General features: G+C 67.7%; 13 protein-coding genes. 5 read left to right on the forward strand and 8 right to left on the reverse strand.

The window, feature by feature from the left end:
* The first annotated feature begins 111 nt into the window (after positions 1 to 111).
* Together DB354_RS16475 and DB354_RS16480 are read left to right on the forward strand one after the other, a co-directional pair.
* Positions 112 to 1,068, forward strand: coding sequence for a putative sulfate exporter family transporter (locus DB354_RS16475; protein ID WP_107836743.1), 957 nt, complete (start codon positions 112 to 114; stop codon positions 1,066 to 1,068).
* A 2-nt stretch (positions 1,069 to 1,070) separates the two neighbouring features.
* Positions 1,071 to 1,688 carry a class I SAM-dependent methyltransferase gene (locus DB354_RS16480; RefSeq protein ID WP_107836744.1) on the forward strand — a complete coding sequence of 206 codons (618 nt, stop codon included), beginning with the start codon at positions 1,071 to 1,073 and terminating at the stop codon, positions 1,686 to 1,688.
* Position 1,689: 1 nt separating this feature from the next.
* Here DB354_RS16480 and DB354_RS16485 read toward each other — a convergent pair whose 3' ends face one another.
* Both DB354_RS16485 and DB354_RS16490 read right to left on the reverse strand, forming a co-directional pair.
* The gene (locus DB354_RS16485; RefSeq protein ID WP_107836745.1) at positions 1,690 to 3,756 is read right to left on the reverse strand and encodes a TonB-dependent receptor; all 2,067 of its coding nucleotides are present in this window, start codon (positions 3,754 to 3,756) and stop codon (positions 1,690 to 1,692) included.
* 121 nt (positions 3,757 to 3,877) lie between these two features.
* On the reverse strand, positions 3,878 to 4,270 hold the full coding sequence (locus DB354_RS16490; RefSeq protein WP_107836746.1) for a hypothetical protein: 393 nt from the start codon (positions 4,268 to 4,270) through the stop codon (positions 3,878 to 3,880).
* Between the two features lie 564 nt (positions 4,271 to 4,834).
* Between DB354_RS16490 and DB354_RS16495 the strand changes: the two genes are divergently transcribed.
* Positions 4,835 to 5,557 carry a DUF3365 domain-containing protein gene (locus tag DB354_RS16495; protein ID WP_107836747.1) on the forward strand — a complete coding sequence of 241 codons (723 nt, stop codon included), beginning with the start codon at positions 4,835 to 4,837 and terminating at the stop codon, positions 5,555 to 5,557.
* 171 nt (positions 5,558 to 5,728) lie between these two features.
* Here DB354_RS16495 and cydB read toward each other — a convergent pair whose 3' ends face one another.
* The 6 genes from cydB to DB354_RS16525 form a co-directional block, all read right to left on the reverse strand.
* On the reverse strand, positions 5,729 to 6,763 hold the full coding sequence (gene cydB / locus DB354_RS16500; protein WP_107836748.1) for a cytochrome d ubiquinol oxidase subunit II: 1,035 nt from the start codon (positions 6,761 to 6,763) through the stop codon (positions 5,729 to 5,731).
* Complete coding sequence (locus DB354_RS16505; RefSeq protein ID WP_107836749.1) at positions 6,760 to 8,142, reverse strand: cytochrome ubiquinol oxidase subunit I; 1,383 nt, start codon at positions 8,140 to 8,142, stop codon at positions 6,760 to 6,762. Before DB354_RS16505 ends, cydB begins: the two co-directional genes overlap by 4 nt.
* Before the next feature lie 318 nt (positions 8,143 to 8,460).
* Entirely contained in the window at positions 8,461 to 10,332 is a 1,872-nt protein-coding gene (locus DB354_RS16510) for an ABC-F family ATP-binding cassette domain-containing protein (RefSeq protein ID WP_107836750.1), read from the reverse strand.
* Positions 10,333 to 10,555: 223 nt separating this feature from the next.
* Complete coding sequence (locus DB354_RS16515; RefSeq protein ID WP_146180295.1) at positions 10,556 to 11,848, reverse strand: ATP-binding protein; 1,293 nt, start codon at positions 11,846 to 11,848, stop codon at positions 10,556 to 10,558.
* Between the two features lies 1 nt (position 11,849).
* Positions 11,850 to 14,882, reverse strand: coding sequence for a chemotaxis protein CheB (locus DB354_RS16520; protein ID WP_107836752.1), 3,033 nt, complete (start codon positions 14,880 to 14,882; stop codon positions 11,850 to 11,852).
* Positions 14,883 to 14,956: 74 nt separating this feature from the next.
* Positions 14,957 to 15,412 (reverse strand): acetolactate synthase, encoded by a 456-nt coding sequence (locus tag DB354_RS16525; RefSeq protein ID WP_107836753.1) that lies wholly within the window; start codon positions 15,410 to 15,412, stop codon positions 14,957 to 14,959.
* A 74-nt stretch (positions 15,413 to 15,486) separates the two neighbouring features.
* Between DB354_RS16525 and DB354_RS16530 the strand changes: the two genes are divergently transcribed.
* Entirely contained in the window at positions 15,487 to 16,434 is a 948-nt protein-coding gene (locus DB354_RS16530) for a cation diffusion facilitator family transporter (RefSeq protein ID WP_233256666.1), read from the forward strand.
* 399 nt (positions 16,435 to 16,833) lie between these two features.
* Positions 16,834 to 18,657 (forward strand): phosphoenolpyruvate carboxykinase (GTP), encoded by a 1,824-nt coding sequence (locus DB354_RS16535; RefSeq protein ID WP_107837078.1) that lies wholly within the window; start codon positions 16,834 to 16,836, stop codon positions 18,655 to 18,657.
* Positions 18,658 to 18,736: the final 79 nt, after the last annotated feature.

Raw genomic sequence — 18,736 nt, forward strand, 5'->3', positions numbered from 1 at the left:
CCGCTTATATCCACTTTCAGTCTCACTCTCACTTTCACTTCGGCCGGGGCTTATGACACGGTCTTGGCTCTTGTGAGCTTCAACTTTGAAACCGTGTTGGGGACTACCCCAATGAATGGCCGGCAGCGGCTGGCCGCGGCGCTGTTGATCGTGGGTGGTCTGCTCGCGTTGCTGCCGTGGACACCGCCCTGGGCCGCGTTGCTGGCCGGGGCCGCGCTGGCGCTGACGCTGGGCAATCCGATTGCGCAGCGCACCGGCGTCGCGGCCAAGCATCTGCTGCAGTTTGCGGTGATGGGCTTGGGCGCTGGCGTGAACCTGACGATCGTCGCGCGCGTCGGCAGCCAGGGGTTGCTCTACACGTTGGTCGGACTGCTCGCGACCTTCGCGTTTGGGGCCTGGCTGACGACGCGGTTTGGCATTGCGCCGAAGGTCGGCGCGCTGATCAGCGCGGGCACGGGCATCTGCGGCGGCAGCGCGATCGCGGCGGCGGCGCCGGCGGTGGGCGCGCGGCCGGAGGAAACGTCGGCGGCGCTCGCCGTCGTGTTCCTGCTCAATGGCGTGGCGCTGCTCGTGTTTCCGCTCGCGGGCACCTGGATCGGCTTTGATCCGCACCAGTATGGGCTCTGGTGCGCCCTTGCGATTCACGACACGAGCTCAGTCACCGGTGCGGCGCTCACGCATGGGCGGGAGGCGCTCATGGTGGCGACCACGGTGAAACTGGCGCGGGCGCTTTGGATCGTGCCCGTCGCGCTCGTGCTCGGGATGTGGGCCCGGCGGAGAGACCCGGAGACCTCGCATGGCGGTCGGCTGCCGATTCCATGGTTTATCGGCGGGTTTGTGCTGCTTTCGGCGGTGTTCACGTTCGTGCCGTCCCTTGCGCCGCTTGCGCCTTGGGTGACGGCCGGGGCGCGCGCGTTGCTCACCCTGACGCTCTTCTTCATCGGGGCCGGGCTGACCCGCGAGGTGATCCGCCTGCTCGGGCTGCGGCCGCTTGCGCATGCCGTGACCTTGTGGATTGTCGTCGCCGCAGCCACGGCCGGTGCGATCCACGCGGGCCTGATTCACTGATCATGAGCGACACTTTCTGGGACCAACGCTACGCCAACGCCTCCTATGTGTACGGCACGCAGCCGAACGACTTCCTGGTCTCGATGGCCGGTCGCATCCCGCGCGGGCCGGTGCTCTGCCTCGCGGAGGGCGAAGGCCGCAACGCGGTGTTTCTCGCCGAGCGCGGCCATGCGGTGACTGCGGTCGATGGCTCGGCGGTCGGCCTGCGCAAGGCGCAGGAATTGGCGGCGAGCCGCGGCGTGTCGCTGGTCACGCAGGTGGCCGACCTTGCCGACTTCGCGATTACGCCCGGAGCGTGGGCCGGGATTGTGTCGATCTGGGCGCACCTGCCGCCGGCGCTCCGGCAGCGGGTGCACCGGCAGGTGGTCGCGGGGCTTCAGCCCGGCGGCGTTTTCATTCTCGAGGCCTATACGCCGGCGCAACTGCGCCATGGCACCGGCGGACCGAAGGATCCGAGCCTGTGCATGACGCTGCCGGCGCTGCGCGCGGAACTCACGGGCCTCACGTTTCACGTCGGCTGCGAAATCGAGCGCGACGTGAAGGAGGGCGTGGGGCACACCGGCCTGGCCGCCGTCGTCCAGGTGTGTGCCCACCGGCCGGCCGCGGGCGGGCCGCGCTAGGCTAGAGCCGCCAGCGCAGCTGCGCGTAGAGGTAGCGGCCGGGTTCGCTGATCAACAAGCCGGCGGCGAACGGGTCGCGGGTGTAGGCGTTGTGCACCGCGTAGGCGCGATCGAGCAAGTTTTCCACCCCGGCGGAGAGCGTCAGCCCATGGCCGAGTGCGTGCTCCGCGCGCAGGTTGAGCGCGGCGTGACCGCCGAGCGGGCGCTCGCCAGCGTCGGTATCCACGCGGTTCTGACGCGCGGACCACTGGGTTTCGAACTGCGCCCACGTGCCGGCGGACTCCCAGCGCAGCGCGGCGCGGCCGCGCCAGGGCGGGATGTCCGGCAGGTCGCGGTCGGTGTCGTTGGGGGCGAGGCTGCGTTTGCGGCCGCGCTGCCCGGCGGCGTCGAAGGCGGCGGTCCAGCCCGGCGCGAGCCCGACCTGGATCTTGGCCTCGGCACCGGTCAGTTCCGCGCCGATGCCAAAGTAGCTCTCGGTGCGGGCGGGATTGGCGGTCGAGCCGGGGGCGGGCGTGAGGCGCCCGAGGACGATGTAATCGTCGAAGCGCAGGTGAAACGCGCGGGCATTCCAGCTCACGCGGCCGGCGGTGCCGCGGGCGCCGGCGGTGAGTTCGGTGCCGCGCACGGGATCAAGCGTGGGGTTGCCGACCCAGTCGGTGCCGGTGCCGGGTCGGTTGACCACGGTGTAGCGCTCCTGCGGATCCGGGACGCGTGCGCCATGGCCCACGCCGCCAAACAGCGTCACGGCCGGCGTGAGCACGCGCTCGCCGAACACATGCCCCATCAGCGCGGCGTCGGTCTGCCGATTGCGGTCGGTGCCGTGCGCGCGTTGGGCGAAGCTGACGTCGCGCGACGCGGCGCTGCGCCACGCCTCGGCGCGCAGGCCGGCGCGCAGCCGCCACGGGCCGGTCGCGCGTTCCGCCTGCGTGTACGCGGCCACGTTGCGGATCGTCACGTCGGGGATCATCGCGTTGGCGCTGGCGCCGATCACGTTGTCGGCCACCCAGTGCCGGGCGCCGGCCTGCGCGCCGGTGGTGAGGGTGGTGTCGCCGCGGCGCACGTCGGTCTCGAGTTGCGCGCCGTAGTTGGTCGTGGCCGCGATGGTGCGCATCATCCAGCCGCGGGCGGCGAACATGCCCAGGGAGGACTGGCGGAAGGCGTCGCTCATGTCGTGCTCCACGCGGTGGTGGTAGAGCTGGAGGCGCCAGTGATCGGCCCAGGGCAGTTGCACCGGCGCGGCCCAGGTGGCGCCGAGGCGGGTCGCGCGATCGCGTTGGGCATCCATCATCAGCGCCGGGTAAAGCACGTCGACGCCGTCATTGATGGCGGCGCGCAGGCCCAGTTCATGCCCGGTCGCGTCCGCCCAGCGGGCATGGACCTCAGCGTGGCCGATCGCAAAGGCCGTGGCGTCGCGCCATTCGGGCCGATAGTTCAGTCCCGGCGTTTCCGAGATGCGGTGGCCGGTGCCGTCGCGATAGCTGAGACCCTCCTGGTAACTGCCGGCGGCGAGGAGTCGCCAGCCGCCGCCGACCGGCCCGCCGACGGCGGCGTCGACGTTGCGCAGATCGGCCGAGCCGCCGAGGAGCCCGAGGGTAGCAAAACGCTCGGCGGGGGGCGCGGCGGACTCGACGGCGATCACGCCGCCGGGCGCGCCGCCGCGTCGCACGTCGAAGGGGCCGGCGCCGATGGCGATGTGTTCGATCAAGGGTGAGCTGACGTGAAACACCGGCGGGTCCATCCGGCCCGGGCACGCGGCGTGGGCGGGAGCCCCGTCGAGGGCGACCGTGACGTTGTCGCGGCCGAGACCGCGGAGCAGGACGTCGGAAGCGACGCCGCCGCGGCGCACGGGAGAGACGGCAGCGACCTCGCGGGCGACGAGCGCGCCGACGTCGACCGGCAGGTGCGAGCGGACCGCGTTGGAGGTTACGCCCGTGGCATCGGACGCGAGGGGTGGGGCGTTGACGTAATAGCGATCGAGCAGGATTTCCTGCCCGAGGAGAGAGGCGCTGGCCGAGCCCAGGAGCATGGCGACGCCGGGAGCGTGGAGGGAACGAAAAGAGAAATGCATGAGAACGACGGACGGGAGCGAACCGCGCGTCCGGATGGCCACGCACAGCGTGGTCTGATCCCGTGGCGTAACGGTTCAGGTGGTAGGACAGATGCGCGGCATGGGCCGCGCGACGATCTCGCTACACGAGACTCCCGCGCGGCGGCGGCGTGGGCACCCGTGGCACCCAATTGGCGGGGACGAGCGTTACGGGCGCCAGCGGCGCCAGAACGCCGGGCGGAGTCAGAGGTTGGTCCACGACTTGGAGTGCGAGCACCACCTTGACATTGTCGCGCTCGGGCGTCGGCGCCGGGGCGTTGCGGGCGGCATCGGTGCGGGCCTCGCGCACGGCGAGGCACATCGCGCAGGGCCGCGCGGGATCGAAGGTCCGCGTCAGCGCCTCGGACCAATCCATCGTCGCGGCGTAGCCGGTGAACATGCGCGCCCAGGCGACGACCTGCACCGAGTCAAGCAGCGAGCCCTGCGCGCAGAGCCAGGCGAGGCTCAAGGCAACAAGGGCGGTGGCGCGGCGCATGGCCCGAACGAAAGTGCATCGTCGGCAAAGGCAAACCAAGCGGCGCTGGCGGCATGACTTGGATCAAGCCGGGGACGTTTCGGGCGGGGGCAATCGCGCGGTGAATCACCCGTGGGCTTTCTCGCCGCAAACCGCGTTCGAGCGCTTGTCACGCCTGCTGTCGGCCGCATCGTGGCGGCGTGCCTGCTCCCGTTCACCCAGCGATTGCGCCCTGCGGCCCCGAGTGCCGCGCGGCGACGCCGATCCCCGGTACCGGGGGCGACTGGGTGTGGTGTGCGCGGCGGGGTGAGCCCCGGGCCGTGCGCCACGGCCATCCGGATTGTCCGTGGTTCACGCCGTCGGACGGGCTGGATACGCCGGGGAGTCGTCCCGCGAACGAGCAGTTGCGCTTCACGCCGCGGCCGCCGGCCTGAGCGGAGAGATTCTGGTGACGCGCGACGGGCGCGGCGGCGCCGCCTGCGGGGGGGGCGCCATTTTGCGTTCCGGCAAAATTCGAGATTCCCGGCCACGGGAATCCCGTGCTACACTCCGGGCACCCCGGTGACGGAAGCGTCACTTCATTCTATGCAAAAACACCCCCGCTTCGTGATGGCCGCGGCCCTCGCCGCGGTGTTTGTCGGATGCCCGCTGCGCGCCCAGGAGGCGCCGGCCGCGGTCGAGGCTGAGTTCGTTGATCCCTATGACCCCGAGGCCCGGAGCTATGTCAGTGCCGGTTCCTATGCCATCGACCGGCTGGCGATGACGATGATCACGGACGCTGCGGCGGCGGTGTCGCGCGGCACCGAGGTGGCCGCGTTGCCGACGTGTCACTTGAAGGATGTCCCGATGAAGAACGGGACGGTCGGCGGGTTGCCGCGGATCACGGCGCTGAAGCTGACGAGCCTGAAGCTGCGCAACCCGGCGAACGCGCCGGACGCGGCGGAGGCCGAGGCGCTGAAGAAGGTGCATTATGCGTTGATGGGCGGAGTGCCGCCGAAGCTGCTCGTGCAGCGGATCAAACAGGCGTCGGGCGCGTATGAGTGGCGCGTGTACAAGCCGCTGGCGACGATCCGGCAGTGTGGCAGCTGCCACGCGAAAGCGGAGGAGCAGTCGGCCGAGCTGCGGGCGGCGCTGCAGCAGAAGTACAACAACGACGATTCCAACAGCTACGGCCCGGGCGAGTGGCGCGGGCTGATCCGCGTGACGGTGGCCGATGCGGCGGCTCCCGCGGCGACGCCGGCGCCGGCCGCGACCGAGGCCCCCAAGCCCGGCTCGCCCGCCTCGCCGGTGAAAGTGAAGCGGCGGTAGCGGCGCGCCGCTACGCGTTGCAGGTGGAAACGTTGAACGTTGGAAGGTTGGGGTCGCGGAACCTGCAACGTGCCAACCGGGAACCTGCAACGGGGACCGGCTGGCCCACCTGCAACTTTCCAACTTGGAACCTGTAACCTAGCCGCATTCCGCCGGCCCGGCGGAATGCGGTCAGTAGCTCATCCGGTCGAGGCGAACCTTGCCGCGGAAGATGTAGTAGATGCTTGCCGAGTAGGCCACGACGATGGGCACGCCGATCAGGGCGATGGTGAACATCACGCCGAGGGTCTTCTGGGACGAGGCGGCGTTCACGACCGTGAGGCTGTGCTCGGGGTGCGGGTTGCTGTACAAGAGATTCGGGTACATCCCGACGCCGAACAGCGCCATGAGCCCGACCATGGCGGCGCAGGAGGAGAGGAAGGCGAAAAAGTGCTTCTGGCGGGTCATCTCGCGCGGGATGTTGGCGATCGCGAGCACGGCGGGGATGACGAGCGCGAAGAACCAAGGCTCGCGTTTGAACGCTTCCACCACGTGCGGCACGTAGAGGAGCGTCGCTGGGGTGAGGATCGCGTAGCAGAGGATGAAGCCGATGATGGATGGGTTCACCCAGCGGCGCAGGCGGTCCTGCAGCTCGCCCTCGGTTTTCAGGACCAGGTAAATGGCGCCGTGCATGGCGAAGAGGGCGACGGTGGTGACGCCCATGAGGAGCGCATACGGGTTGAGCAGGCTCAGGAACGTGCCGGCGTATTCGCCGCGGGCGTCCACGGGCACGCCCCACGCGATATTGCCCATGGCCACGCCGATCAGGAAGGCGGAGAAGATGCTGCCGCCGGCGAAGCTGAGGTCCCAGAAGCGCCGCCAGAGCGCCGAGGGATGCTTGCTGCGGAATTCGATGGCGACGGCGCGGAAAATCAGCGCGCAGAGCAGCGCCATGAACGCCAGGTAGAAGCCGGAGAAGACGGTGGCGTAAACGTCGGGGAAGGCGGCGAAAAGCGCGCCGCCGCCGGTGACGAGCCACACCTCGTTGCCGTCCCAGACTGGCCCGATCGCATTGAGGAACACGCGACGCTCGTGGTCGGTGCGCGCGGCGAACAGGTGGAGCACGCCGACGCCCAGGTCGAAGCCGTCGAGGATCACGTAGCCCGTGAACAGGACCCCCACGAGGATGAACCAGACGGTGTTGAGATCGAGGGAGCCGAAGCTCATGCGGCACCTCCCTTCGCGCCGCGGACCGCGCCCTGGATGTTCTCGTACGGGTCGAGCAGGTCGGCGTCATCCGGCCCGTGGTGGATCTTGCTGTTGAGGAGGAAGACGAAGACGGCGAAGAGCAGCGCGTACACCGCGGTGAACATGATCATCGAGGCGACGATCATATTGGCGGAGACAACCTCGGAGAGCCCCTGGGAGGTGCGCAGCAGGTTGTAGACGATCCACGGCTGGCGTCCGACCTCGGCGGCCCACCAGCCCGCCTGGTTGGCGATCTGCGGGCCGAGCACGGCGAACGTGAGCAGCCACAGCGTGACGGTGGAGCGCTCGAGCTTGCCGCGGTACGCGAGGTAGAACGCCCAGGCGGCGAGGGCGATGAGGCCGCTGCCGATGGCGATCATGAGGTGGAAGAGCTGGAAGCTGAAATGAATGGGCGGGCGGTCGGCGGGCGGGATGTCGTTGAGCCCGGTGACCGGGGCCTTCGGGTCGTTGTGGGCGAGGAAACTGAGGAGGCCGGGGATGGCGATGCCGTGGGTTTCGCCCTTCTTCTCGTCGACCCAGCCGACGACGTGCAGCGGCGCATTGCCGGTGGTTTCCCAATGGCCCTCGAAGGCGGCAAGCTTGGCCGGCTGGTTCACGGCGACACCCTGCGCGCTGCTGTGGCCGGTCCAGAGTGACGCCAGCGAGGCGATCAGTGCGACCCCGAGCCCGAGCTTCACGGAGGTGAGGGCAAATTCACGATGGCGGCGGCGCAGGAGATAGAACGCGCCCACGCTGACCATGAGCCAGGCGCCGGCCTGCCACGCGCCCATCAAGGTGTGCGAAAGCCGGTCCATAGAGGACGGGTTGAACACCATGGCCCAGAAGTCGGTGATCTCGGCGCGGGCGTGAATGCCCTCGCCGACGATGTGGTAGCCGGCGGGCGTCTGCATCCAGGAGTTGGCGACGACGATCCAGATGGCGCTGAAGTGGGCGCCGAGCGCGACCATGCACGTGGCGAAGAAGTGCATCTTGGGGCCGACCTTGTCCCAACCGAAGAGCAGGACCGCGAGGAAGCCGGATTCGAGGAAGAAGGCGAAGATACCCTCGGCGGCGAGGGCGCTGCCGAAAACGTCGCCGACGTAGCGGGAGTAGGTGGCCCAGTTGGTGCCGAACTCGAACTCCATGACGATGCCGGTGGCGACGCCGATGGCGAACGTGAGCGCGAAGACCTTGGTCCAGAACCGCGCCATCTGGTGGTAGAGCGGGTTGCGGGTCTTGAGCCACATGCCCTCGATCAGGACCAGCAGGACGCCGAGGCCGATGCTCAGCGGCGGGTACAGGTAGTGGAAGCTGATGGTGAACGCGAACTGCAGGCGTGAGAGGAAAAGCACGTCCATGGTGTGGGAGGACGCTACCAGAGCAGGCACCTCGGGTGGAACAACTTTGACGGGAGAGTATTACCCCGGGCCACGTGGCCGTGGACGACCTCTAATGTGGGGGCCGACGGCGCGGCGCGGTCGAAGCCGCCGCTGGCAACCCCCGTCTCAGGTGGAAAAGTTGGCAAGTTGCAGGTCCGGCGGCGTCGCGAGCTGGATCCGGGCAAGGGTGGAGTGGGCAGCGCCGGTCGTCCGAGCAGGCAGACTAAGAACGATCTCCAGCGGGCACGCGGTCGACCTCACCCTCACTTTCACTACGGCGGGCGACCGCCCGCCGTATCAGGCTTCCATCTCGGCCAATTCGGTGGCGGCTTTTTCCCAGGCGTTGGTCGCGGCGGAGATTTCGTCCACGAGGGAGGCGAGTTCGCGGTTGAGCTGATGGAATTTGCCCTTGTCGGCGTAGGTCGCGGGATCCTCGAGTGAGGCGGTGATCTCGGCCTGGCGGGCCTCGAGCTCCACGACACGTTTCTCAAGCTGACCGACCTGTTCGCGGAATTTCCGGAGCTGGTTGGCGGTCGGCTTCTTCTTCGACGAGGTGGCGCTGGTGGCCGGGGCGGTGGCGACGACAGGCGTCGGCTCCTGCTTCGGGCGCGCGTCGGTGAAACCGGCGGTCAGGGCGGCGCGGGCATCGGTCGCACGCGATTTCTCGAGGTAGTAATCGTAATCGCCGGCGTAGGCGGTCAGCCGGCCGCTGTGGACGTGGAGCACGTTCTGCGCGAGCGAACGGATGAAGTGCACGTCGTGGCTGATGAAGATGAGCGTGCCCTCGTAGGCCTTGAGCGCGTTCACGAGCGCATCGATCGAGGCGATGTCGAGGTGGGTCGTGGGCTCGTCCATCAGCAGCAGGTTCGGCGGCTTCACGAGGAGCCGGGCGAGCGCGAGGCGGGACTTCTCGCCGCCGGAGAGGACGCTGACGGGTTTGAAGACATCATCCTTCCGGAAGAGGAACGCGCCCAGGATGGCGCGGGCCTGCTGCTCGGTGAGCTGGTTCTCGTTGGTCCGCAGCTCCATCACGTTTTCGAGGACGGAGAGCTTGGAATTGAGGTTATCGAGCCGGTTCTGGGCGAAGTAGCCGGTGACGACGTTCTGGCCGAGCTCGCGGGTGCCGCCCTGGATGGGGATCACGTCGCCGAGGATCTTGAGCAAGGTGGACTTGCCGGCCCCGTTGGGCCCGACGAGGACGATGCGCTGGCTGCGTTCCGCGGTGAAGTTGAGGTCGCGGTACACGACGTGGTCGCCGTAGGCCTGTTGGACGTTGGCGAGCTCGATAACCTTGAGGCCGGAGCGGGGCGGCTGCGGGAACTTGAAATTGATCCGCTTCAGCTCCTCTTGCGGCTCCTCGATGGCGTCCTCCTTGAGCCGTTCGATCTGCTTCTCCTTGGACTTGGCGCGGGAGGCCAGGGTTGCCTTGGCGCCAAACCGGTCGACGAAGCGCTGGAGGTGGGCGATCTCCCGCTGCTGGTTCTTGTAGAGGGCGGCCTGCTGGGCTTTGCGCGCTTCCTTTTCCTGCAGGAAGTTGTCGTAATTGCCGTGGTAGTAGTGCAGCTCGCCGCCGCGGAGCTCGAGCATGCCGGTGCACAACGCGTTCAGAAAGGCGCGGTCGTGGGAGATCACGAGCAGGCCGCCGGGGTAGCGCGTGAGGTAATCCTGAAACCAGAGCAGCGCCTCGAGATCGAGATGGTTGGTAGGCTCGTCGAGCAGAAGCAGGGCGGGCTCGGCGACGAGCAGACGTGCGAGGTGGGCGCGCATGACCCAGCCACCGGAGAAGGTCTTCGCGTGCTTGTCCGCATCGCCCTCCTTGAAACCGAGGCCGGCGAGGATCTTCTTCGCGCGCGGCTCGAGGGTGTAGTCGATGTCGAAGTTGTCCTCGGTTGGCTCAAGGTGCTTCCCGCTCGTGGCAATCTGGAGGATGGTCTCGTCGCCCGCAGGGGCGCTTTCTTGCGGCAGGAAGCCAAAATCGGCGCCGCGCTCCCACTCGATGGTCCCGGTGTCGGGCTTCTCCTCGCCCAGGATCAGGTTGAACAGGGTGGATTTGCCGGCGCCGTTGGGTCCGACGAAGCCCAGCCGATCGGTGCGCGCGACGAAGAGCGACACGTCGCTGAAGAGCGTGCGGGTGCCGTAGGACTTCGAAACATCGGCGATGGTGAGCATGGGAACCGGCCAAAAGACCGATCTGCGGCGCAATCGTCAACCGTGGGGTTTGGGCGGGTGAGGGCGGGGACGGGCGTTTTAAGTGCCCTGCCCATCTTTCTCTTACTCCTACTCTTTCTCTTACTCTCTGATTTCGGCCTGGGACTAGATCGTTAGACACTGAGAGAGAAAGAGTAAGAGTAGGAGTGAGAGAAAGAGGTGTTTTGGGAGACGGGGCCCTCAATCAGCGCGGGAGGGATTCGCTCAGGCCGGAGAAGGTGAACCAGAAGGTGGCGCCCTGGTCGACGCGGGCTTCGGCATGGGCGGCGCCGCCGTGGCGATGGAGGATGCGGGCGATCATGGCGAGCCCGACGCCGTTGCCCTCGAATTCGGCCGGGCCGTGCAGGCGCTGGAAGACGCCGAAGAGCTTGTCGTAGTAGCGCATGTCGAAGCCGACGCCGTTGTCCTTCACGAAGATCATGGGCTGGGCCTGCCGGACTTCGGTGCCGATCGTGATGATCGCGGGCCGGCGGGGGCGGGAGTATTTCAGCGCATTGGCGATGAGGTTGACGAAGACCTGGCGCATGAGGGCCCGGTCGCAGGCGGCGACGGGCAGGGGGCTGGTGCGCCAGACAATCTCGCGGCCGTGGGCTTCGGCGGCCAGTTCGGCGCGCGCCTCCTCGATGAGCTGGTTGAGATCGGTGGGCACGACGGCGAGCGGGGTGCGGCCGAGCCGGGAGAATCGCAGGAGGTCGTCCACCAGCCGCAGCATCTTCTCGTTGCCGTGCAGGATGCGCTGCACGTGGCTGGTGACCTCGGCCGGGATCCGCCCGGCGTAGTCCTCGGCAATGATGGCGGCAAAGCCGGCCATGTTGCGCAGCGGGGCGCGGAGGTCGTGCGAGATGGAGTAGATGAAAGCCTCGAGGTCGCGGTTTGACTCCTCCAACTCGGCGGTGCGCTGGGCGACGCGCTGCTCGAGAATGTGGGTGAGGCGTTCGGCCTCCTGCTCGGCCTGCTTGCGGGCGGTGATGTCGATCAGGGCGGTGAGGCAGAGCGGCTCGACGCTCAGTTCGCCGCGCATGAGCCGGCTGACCAGGTGGACGTGGCGCGTGGCCTGGGCGGCCTTGGCGGCGAGGGTGAGCTCCTGCGTGTGCTTCTCCGGGTTCTGGAAAACGGAGTCGAGGTGGTGCCGGAAGCGAACCTTGGAGGACTCCTCGAGGTAGGCGGTGAGCGGCGTCTGCAGGGCGCGCTGGCGGTCGACGTGGAGGAGTTCCGTCGCGGCGAGGTTGAGCGCCTGGATGGAGCCGCGGGCGTTGCAGGTGAGGTATGCGACCGGGGCGAAGTCGAAGAGCTCGAAGTACCGCGCGCGGGACTGCTCGAGCTCGTTCTTGGCGCGCGTGAGCTCCTGATTCTGCATCTGGAGCTCGATCTGGTGGGTATGCAGATCGTCGGCGAGTTTGCGTTCGATTTGGGACCGGTCGGCGACGGGAGCGGCGGCCGCCTGGCGGCGGGGACGGGGGCTGGCGGAATCGGACATCTCAGGAACTGGGAGGCGAAGAGCGCGCCACGCGGGAATCGAGCGGCTGCTGGGGGGTGAGGTTGAAGTGCGCGACGGCGATGCCGGACTCGCTGGGGTTGAGGGGAAGCGCGTGGACGCGGTACCAGCGCGGGTGGCGCGGATCGACGTCGGCGTAGTCGTAGGAAAAACGCGGCAACTCGCCGCGGAGGACCTGGCGCATGCCGGCCAGCGTCTCGGCGGCGGGCTGGTGGCCGGCGCGGGCGGCCGTCTCGCAGGCTTCGAAGTAGTTGGAGCCGACGTCGAGCTCGCCGGGCGCCGGGGCGATCGGGTGGTTCTCCGCGTCGCGCCAGGCCTTGTTCTGGTAAAGGATGCAACCGTCGCGGTCCACGACGGCGACGCTGGCATCCATCGTGTCGAGCACGCTCTGGGTGATGGCGACCTGGTCGCGTAAACGCTTTTCGGATTCGTGGCGCTCGGTGAGGTCGACGAGGGAGAGCACGACGCCCTGGATATGGCCGAGCTCGTTGCGGAAGGGGACGCAGCGCAGGAGCAGCCAGCGGTTGGCGAGGCGCTCGATCTCGGTCTCCTCGGGCTGGTTGCGGCCGATGACGCGCTGGGCCATCGCGGGGAGGTCGGGCAGGCGGAGGATGCGGGCGACGGTTTCGACCGGCACGCCGAGGTCGGCCTCGGTGAGGTCGAGCAGCAGGAGGGCGGAGCGGGAGGCGCGGCGCACCCGCAACTGGGCGTCGACGAGCAGCACGCCGATGGAGGCGGTGGCGAGGAGGTTGTTGATGTCGCTGGTGAGCTGGGAGAGCTCCTCGATGCGGCTCTGGTTCTCGGCGTTGACGGTGTGCAGCTCCTCGTTGACCGACTGCAGCTCCTCGTTGGTGCTCTGCAACTCCTCGTTGGCAGCGAGCAGTTCCTCGTTGGCGGCTTGGATCTCCTCGTTGGACGACTCGAGATCCTGGACGGTGGCCTGGAGGCTGTCGCGGGTGAGCGACAGGTCGCGCTCAAGTTCGGTGATGCGGGCGGACATGGGGGCGTCGTCGCGGCCGGGGCGGCCGGGCGGGGCGGCGGGAGCCGGAGCGGGCTCGATCAGGACGAGGCGGACGCCGGTGGACTTGCCCTGGGCGTCGAGCATGGGGCGGACGTGGAGTCGGACGGCGACGGTCTTGCGGCCGATTTTGAAGCGCACGTTCTCGTGGGTGAACGTGTCGTTTTTCTGCTGGCCCCGGATGAGCGAGGAGCGGAGGGCGCTGGCGAAGTTGTGGGCGGTGAGCTTGAAGATGTTGCGCGTGAAACCGCCGGGTGGGTGGCGCAGGTAATCGCCCGCGGAGCCGAGGATGTGGACGACCTCGTCGCGGTGGTCGATGACGAGGCAGGCGGGGGCGAACTCCTCGGCGATGCACCGGTGGATCTCCTCGATGGTGGGCATCTCGCCCGCACTAAGGCGGGCGGACGCGCGGCGGAGGGCGGGGGAGGGATCGGTCGCGGGGCGGACGACGCGGGTGGATGGGCTGAGGGGCGGCGGCGGCTGGCCGGAGCGGCGGTTGCGGTAGAGGTTGGCGCGGGTGGCGAGCGGGTGGAACCGGTCGGTGGCGTCGCCGATGCTTTCGCTGCCGCCGAGGAAGAGGACGCCGCCCTGTTGCAGCGCGAAGCTGAAAAGCGTGAGCACCCGCTGCTGCATGGGGCCCTGCAGGTAGATGAGGAGGTTGCGGCAGGAGACGAGTGAAAGCTTGGTGAACGGCGGATCGCTGAGGACGTTGTGGCTGGCGAAGACGACCATCTCGCGCAGCCGGGTGCGGACGCGGTAGCCGGAGCTCTCCTTGGCGAAGAACTGCTGCAGGCGCGCGGGCGAGACGCCGGTGAGTTCGCTTGGCGAATAGTAGCCGCGGGCGGCGTGGCCGAGGGCTTCCTTGGCGATGTCGGTGGCGAAGATCTTCACCGGCCGGTGCAGGCGAAGCCGGTCCATCTGCTCAGCGACCAGCATGGCGAGCGAATAGGCCTCCTCGCCGGAGGAGCAACCGGCGACCCAGGCACGAAACGGCTCGTTGGGGCCGAGGTTCTTGAGCAGGGAGGGAAGCGCGTCCTTGGCAAGGGTGTCCCACGCGGCGCGGTCGCGAAAGAACGAGGTGACGTTGATCAGGAGCTCATCGAACAGCAGGCCGATCTCGCGGGGTGAGTGCGCGAGATGGCGGACGTAGTCGGCGAGCGACGCGATCTGGCAGACGTTCATGCGGCGCTCGATGCGCCGGTCGATCGTGGCGGACTTGTAATGGGAAAAGTCGACGCCGCACTGCTGGCGGAGCAGGGCGAGAATTTCGTTGAGGAGCGGATCGGCGCCGCGGCCGAGCGTCCGCCCGGCCGCGCGGGGGCGCGTTGGATGCTGGAGGTGGGAGACGAGCTGCGCGGCCATCTTGCCCGGCGGCAGGACATAGTCGGCGAGGCCGGTGGCGATCGCGCTGCGCGGCATGCCGTCGAACTGGGCGCTCTCCTCGTTTTGCACGAGGACGAGCCCGCCGGCGTCCTTGATCGCGCGGATGCCGGCGGTGCCGTCGCTCCCCGTGCCGGAGAGGACGATGCCGACGGCGCGGGTGGTCTGGTCCTCGGCCAGGGAGAGGAAGAACTGGTCGATCGGGAGGTGGAGCCCGCGGCGCGGATCAGTCTTCTCCAGTTGCAGGCGGCCGGCGCTGATCGTGAGGAGGACCTTGGGCGGGATGAGGTAAACGTTGCCGGCGGCGACGGGTATGGCGTGCTCGGCGCGCTGCACGCGCATGGCGGTGTGCTTGGCGAGCAACTCGACCATGAAGCTGCGAAAGTCAGGCGAGAGGTGCTGGACGACGACGAAGGCGGCGGGCGGGGCGGGCGGCAAGGCGTCGAAGAATGCCTGGAGCGCCTGCAGGCCACCGGCGGAGGCGCCGATGCCCACGATTGGAAACGCGGTGCTCGCGGGGGCGGCGGACTTGCGGGTCGCGGCCCGGCGGGAGTTCGCGCCGCGGGGCGGAAGGGGGGCGGAGGTGGAACGGGACTTCGGGACGCGGCGCAACTTCATCTCGCAGAGCGATCCAAGCTTGGCCCGGCTTGCCGCGGGTCAAGGAGCCGGGCGCCGGAGCCCGCCTGAACGCGCTATCGGGAAATGTCCCGCTGCGTCAGCACGCGGTGGCCGCGCTGATTGAGCGCCTGCGCGGCGATGTCGGCATCCTCGACGTTGAACACGACGGCCGACCGGCCCTCGGGCCGTTTGATGAAGCTGTAGATGTAGTGGATGTTGATCTCGGCCTCGAACAGCGCGGCCAGCACGCCGTGCAGCTGGGATTCGTCGAGCAGCTCGACGGCGAGAACGTCGCACTCCACGTAGGGAAAATCGTTGTTCACCATCAGCTCCCGCGTCTTGTCGGGGTCGTCCACGACGAAGCGCACGATGGCGCTGTCCGTCGTATCCAGGACGGTGATGCCGATGACGTGGACGTCGTTGGCACGCAGGAGCGTCGTCAGGTCGAAGAGTCGACCCAGACGGTTTTCGGCGAAGACCGAGAACTGTTTCACAGGATCATTTGGCGACATGCTGATCTGCGCGGCCATTGTGCGGCATCAGCCTTGCTTTGAAAAACGGGTCGGTCAATTGCTTGCTGGCCCGCGCGCCGGGCGCTCACGCCATGACTGATTCGGAGACTTTTGCCCCTCGGCAGGACCCGTACACCGCCACGCAACGGCGGGCGGAGGCGAGCGCGCGGCTGGTGCTGCGCGGCATTATGCTGAACGTGGTGCTGGCGGGCGTGAAGATCGCGGGGGGCATTTTCGGGCACACGTATGCGCTGATTGCGGACGGGGCGGAGTCGACGATCGATGTGTTCTCGTCGTCGCTCGTCTGGGCGGGCTTCCGGGTGGCCGGGCGCCCACCGGATGCGAATCATCCCTACGGTCACGGCAAGGCGGAGCCCCTGGCGGCGCTGGCGGTGGCGGTGTTCATCTTTGCGGTGGCGGTGTGGGTGGCGGTCGAATCGGTGCATGAGATCCTGACGCCGCACGTGGCGCCGCGCTGGTGGACGTTGCTGGTGCTGGCGCTGGTGGTGGTGACGAAGTTCTGGGCCTCGCGGCGGATGCGCGTGGCGGGGCAGCGCGAGGACAGCACGGCGCTGGGCGTCGAGGCGCAGCATCACACGTCCGATGCGCTGACCTCGTGTGCGGCCTTTGTGGGCATCACGGTGGCGCTGATCGGCGGACCGGGGTGGGAGAACGCCGACGACTGGGCCGCGCTCCTCGCGTGCGGTGTCATCGCTTACAACGGCGTGGCGATGATGCGGAAGGCGCTCTTCGAGGTCATGGACGAGGCGGTGCCGCAGCGTTTCGAGGAGGAGGTGCGGGCACTGGCGCTCAACGTGCCGGGCGTGGGAGCGCTGCACCGGGTGCGGGTGCGCAAGAGCGGCCTGAGTTACCTGGTCGACATCCAGATCCGGGTGGATGGCCAACTCACGGTGCGGGCCGGGCACGACATCGCGCACGCCGTGAAGGATGCGCTGCTGGGCTCCGCGCCGCACCGGATCACCGATGTCACCGTGCACGTGGAACCCCTGCCGGAGGGGCCGGTGGCGCCCGCTCATTAGGCCGCCGAATCCTGTGCCTTGTGCGCATAAAGATGCGCGCAAATATTTGGGACAAAACGGGGCGAGCACGCGCGAGTTTTCCCCGCTGGCCAACGAGACCGATTTTCGCTTGCGCCCCGGCGGCCTCATGACGTCGGGACGAGTCGATCGAGGAAAACGATGGCACAAAAGTTTCCTTAATGGGTGATCGTGAACGTCCGGATACAAACTTCGAAAAATCAGAAGTTTGGGCGGCATTTACGCCGACCTGAAAGTGGCTTTCGGGTCCCGTCATAAACCCGAGCTACTACTGAGTTTCGCCTGAACCTAATCCCTCGTGCGACGCGGGCTTCTTCCATTTGGCGCCGCGGCTTTCCCGTTTACTCGGGGACTCCGCACCCTAGGTTGCGCGCCGCTTACATGAAAAAACGCAACCCTTCCAAACCCCTTAGTAACAACCAGCACCTGCTCAAGTGGGTGGAGAAAATGGTCGAACTCTGTCGCCCCGCCGCGGTGCACTGGGTCGACGGTTCGGAGGAGGAGCGCGATGAACTTTATGCGCTGATGGTGAAGACCGGCACCATGACCAAGCTGAACGAAAAGCTTTGGCCGGGATGCTATTATGCGCGCAGCGACGCCAGCGATGTCGCCCGTGTTGAGGAGCGCACCTTCATCTGCTCCCTGTCCAAGGAGAATGCCGGCCCGACCAACAACTGGGTCGAGCCCGGTGAAATGCGGAAGAAGCTCAAGACGCTCTTCCACGGCTGCATGGTCGGTCGCACGATGTATGTGCTGCCGTACTCGATGGGTCCGATCGGCTCCCCGATCTCGCAGATCGGTGTCGAGTTGACCGACTCTCCGTACGTCGTGACCAACATGCGCATCATGGCCCGCATCGGCATGCCGGTGTATGCCGAGATCGACAAGGGCGAGAAGATGGTCGTGCCCTGCATGCACACCGTCGGCATGCCGCTCGAACCCGGCCAGCCCGATGTGCCGTGGCCGTGCAACAAGGAGAAGTACATTGTTCACTTCCCCGAGACCCGCGAAATCTGGAGCTATGGTTCCGGCTACGGTGGCAATGCGCTGCTCGGCAAGAAGTGCTTTGCCCTCCGCATCGCGTCCAACATGGCCCGCGACGAAGGCTGGATGGCCGAGCACATGCTGATCCTCGGTGTCGAGGATCCGAACGGCCAGAAGACCTACGTTGCCGCCGCCTTCCCGAGCGCCTGCGGCAAGACGAACTTCGCGATGCTGATCCCGCCCGCGAACTTCAAGAAGAAGGGCTGGAAGGTGTGGACCGTCGGTGACGACATCGCCTGGATCAAGCCGGACGCCAACGGCCAGCTGCGCGCGATCAACCCCGAGTACGGCTTCTTCGGCGTCGCCCCGGGCACGTCGACCAAGACGAACCCGAATGCCATGGCCGCCCTGGCCAAGAACACCATCTTCACGAATGTCGCCCTGACGAAGGACGGCGGCGTGTGGTGGGAAGGCATGGGCGAGGCGCCGGCGGAGTGCACCGACTGGCAGGGCAACAAGTGGACGCCCGAGATCGCGGAGGCCAGCGGCGCCAAGGCCGCCCACCCGAACTCCCGCTTCACCGCGCCCGCCTCGCAGTGCCCGACGATCGACCCGGCTTGGGAGAACCCCGAGGGCGTGCCGATCAGCGCGTTCATCTTCGGCGGTCGCCGCGCGACCACGATGCCCCTGATCTACCAGGCCTTCAACTGGACCAGCGGCGTGTATGTCGGCGCGACGATGGGTTCGGAGATGACCGCGGCCGCCGCCGGCACCGTCGGCAAGGTCCGTCGCGACCCGATGGCCATGCTGCCGTTCTGCGGCTACCACATGGGCGACTACTTCCGGCACTGGATCTCGATGCAGCGCCGCGTCTCCGAGATGCCCCGCATCTTCCACGTGAACTGGTTCCGCCGCGATGCGAACGGCAAGTTCATGTGGCCGGGCTTCGGCGAGAACATGCGCGTCCTGAAGTGGATCGTCGACCGCGCCCGCGGCCACGGCGCCGCGAAGGAAACCGCCATCGGCTGGATGCCTCACTACGAGGACATCGATTGGACGGACATCGGCTTCACGCGCGCGCAGTTCGAAGAGATCCAGGCCATTGACCGCAAGGCCTGGCGCGCCGAGGTCATCGGGCACGAGGAACTCTTCCTCGATCTGCACGATCATCTCCCGCAGGAACTGCTCCACGAGCGTCAGCTGCTGATCAGCCGCCTGTAAGCACGGCAGATTCGTTTGCCCTGGCTCCCGGCAAGGGAGCCCGCCGCCCGTCCCGGTCTCCGGGGCGGGCGGTTGCTTT

The sequence above is a fragment of the Opitutus sp. ER46 genome (genome assembly GCF_003054705.1).
Taxonomy (GTDB): Bacteria; Verrucomicrobiota; Verrucomicrobiia; order Opitutales; family Opitutaceae; genus ER46.

Excerpts from the sequence above, each read along its gene's own strand:
- DB354_RS16485 (WP_107836745.1), bottom strand. The coding sequence starts at position 3,756 with ATGCATTTCTCTTTTCGTTCCCTCCACGCTCCCGGCGTCGCCATGCTC.
- DB354_RS16525 (WP_107836753.1), bottom strand. The coding sequence starts at position 15,412 with ATGGCCGCGCAGATCAGCATGTCGCCAAATGATCCTGTGAAACAGTTC.
- DB354_RS16505 (WP_107836749.1), bottom strand. The coding sequence starts at position 8,142 with ATGGACGTGCTTTTCCTCTCACGCCTGCAGTTCGCGTTCACCATCAGC.
- DB354_RS16520 (WP_107836752.1), bottom strand. The coding sequence starts at position 14,882 with ATGAAGTTGCGCCGCGTCCCGAAGTCCCGTTCCACCTCCGCCCCCCTT.
- DB354_RS16495 (WP_107836747.1), top strand. The coding sequence starts at position 4,835 with ATGCAAAAACACCCCCGCTTCGTGATGGCCGCGGCCCTCGCCGCGGTG.
- cydB (WP_107836748.1), bottom strand. The coding sequence starts at position 6,763 with ATGAGCTTCGGCTCCCTCGATCTCAACACCGTCTGGTTCATCCTCGTG.
- DB354_RS16490 (WP_107836746.1), bottom strand. The coding sequence starts at position 4,270 with ATGCGCCGCGCCACCGCCCTTGTTGCCTTGAGCCTCGCCTGGCTCTGC.
- DB354_RS16480 (WP_107836744.1), top strand. The coding sequence starts at position 1,071 with ATGAGCGACACTTTCTGGGACCAACGCTACGCCAACGCCTCCTATGTG.
- DB354_RS16510 (WP_107836750.1), bottom strand. The coding sequence starts at position 10,332 with ATGCTCACCATCGCCGATGTTTCGAAGTCCTACGGCACCCGCACGCTC.
- DB354_RS16475 (WP_107836743.1), top strand. The coding sequence starts at position 112 with ATGAATGGCCGGCAGCGGCTGGCCGCGGCGCTGTTGATCGTGGGTGGT.
- DB354_RS16535 (WP_107837078.1), top strand. The coding sequence starts at position 16,834 with ATGAAAAAACGCAACCCTTCCAAACCCCTTAGTAACAACCAGCACCTG.
- DB354_RS16515 (WP_146180295.1), bottom strand. The coding sequence starts at position 11,848 with ATGTCCGATTCCGCCAGCCCCCGTCCCCGCCGCCAGGCGGCCGCCGCT.
- DB354_RS16530 (WP_233256666.1), top strand. The coding sequence starts at position 15,487 with ATGACTGATTCGGAGACTTTTGCCCCTCGGCAGGACCCGTACACCGCC.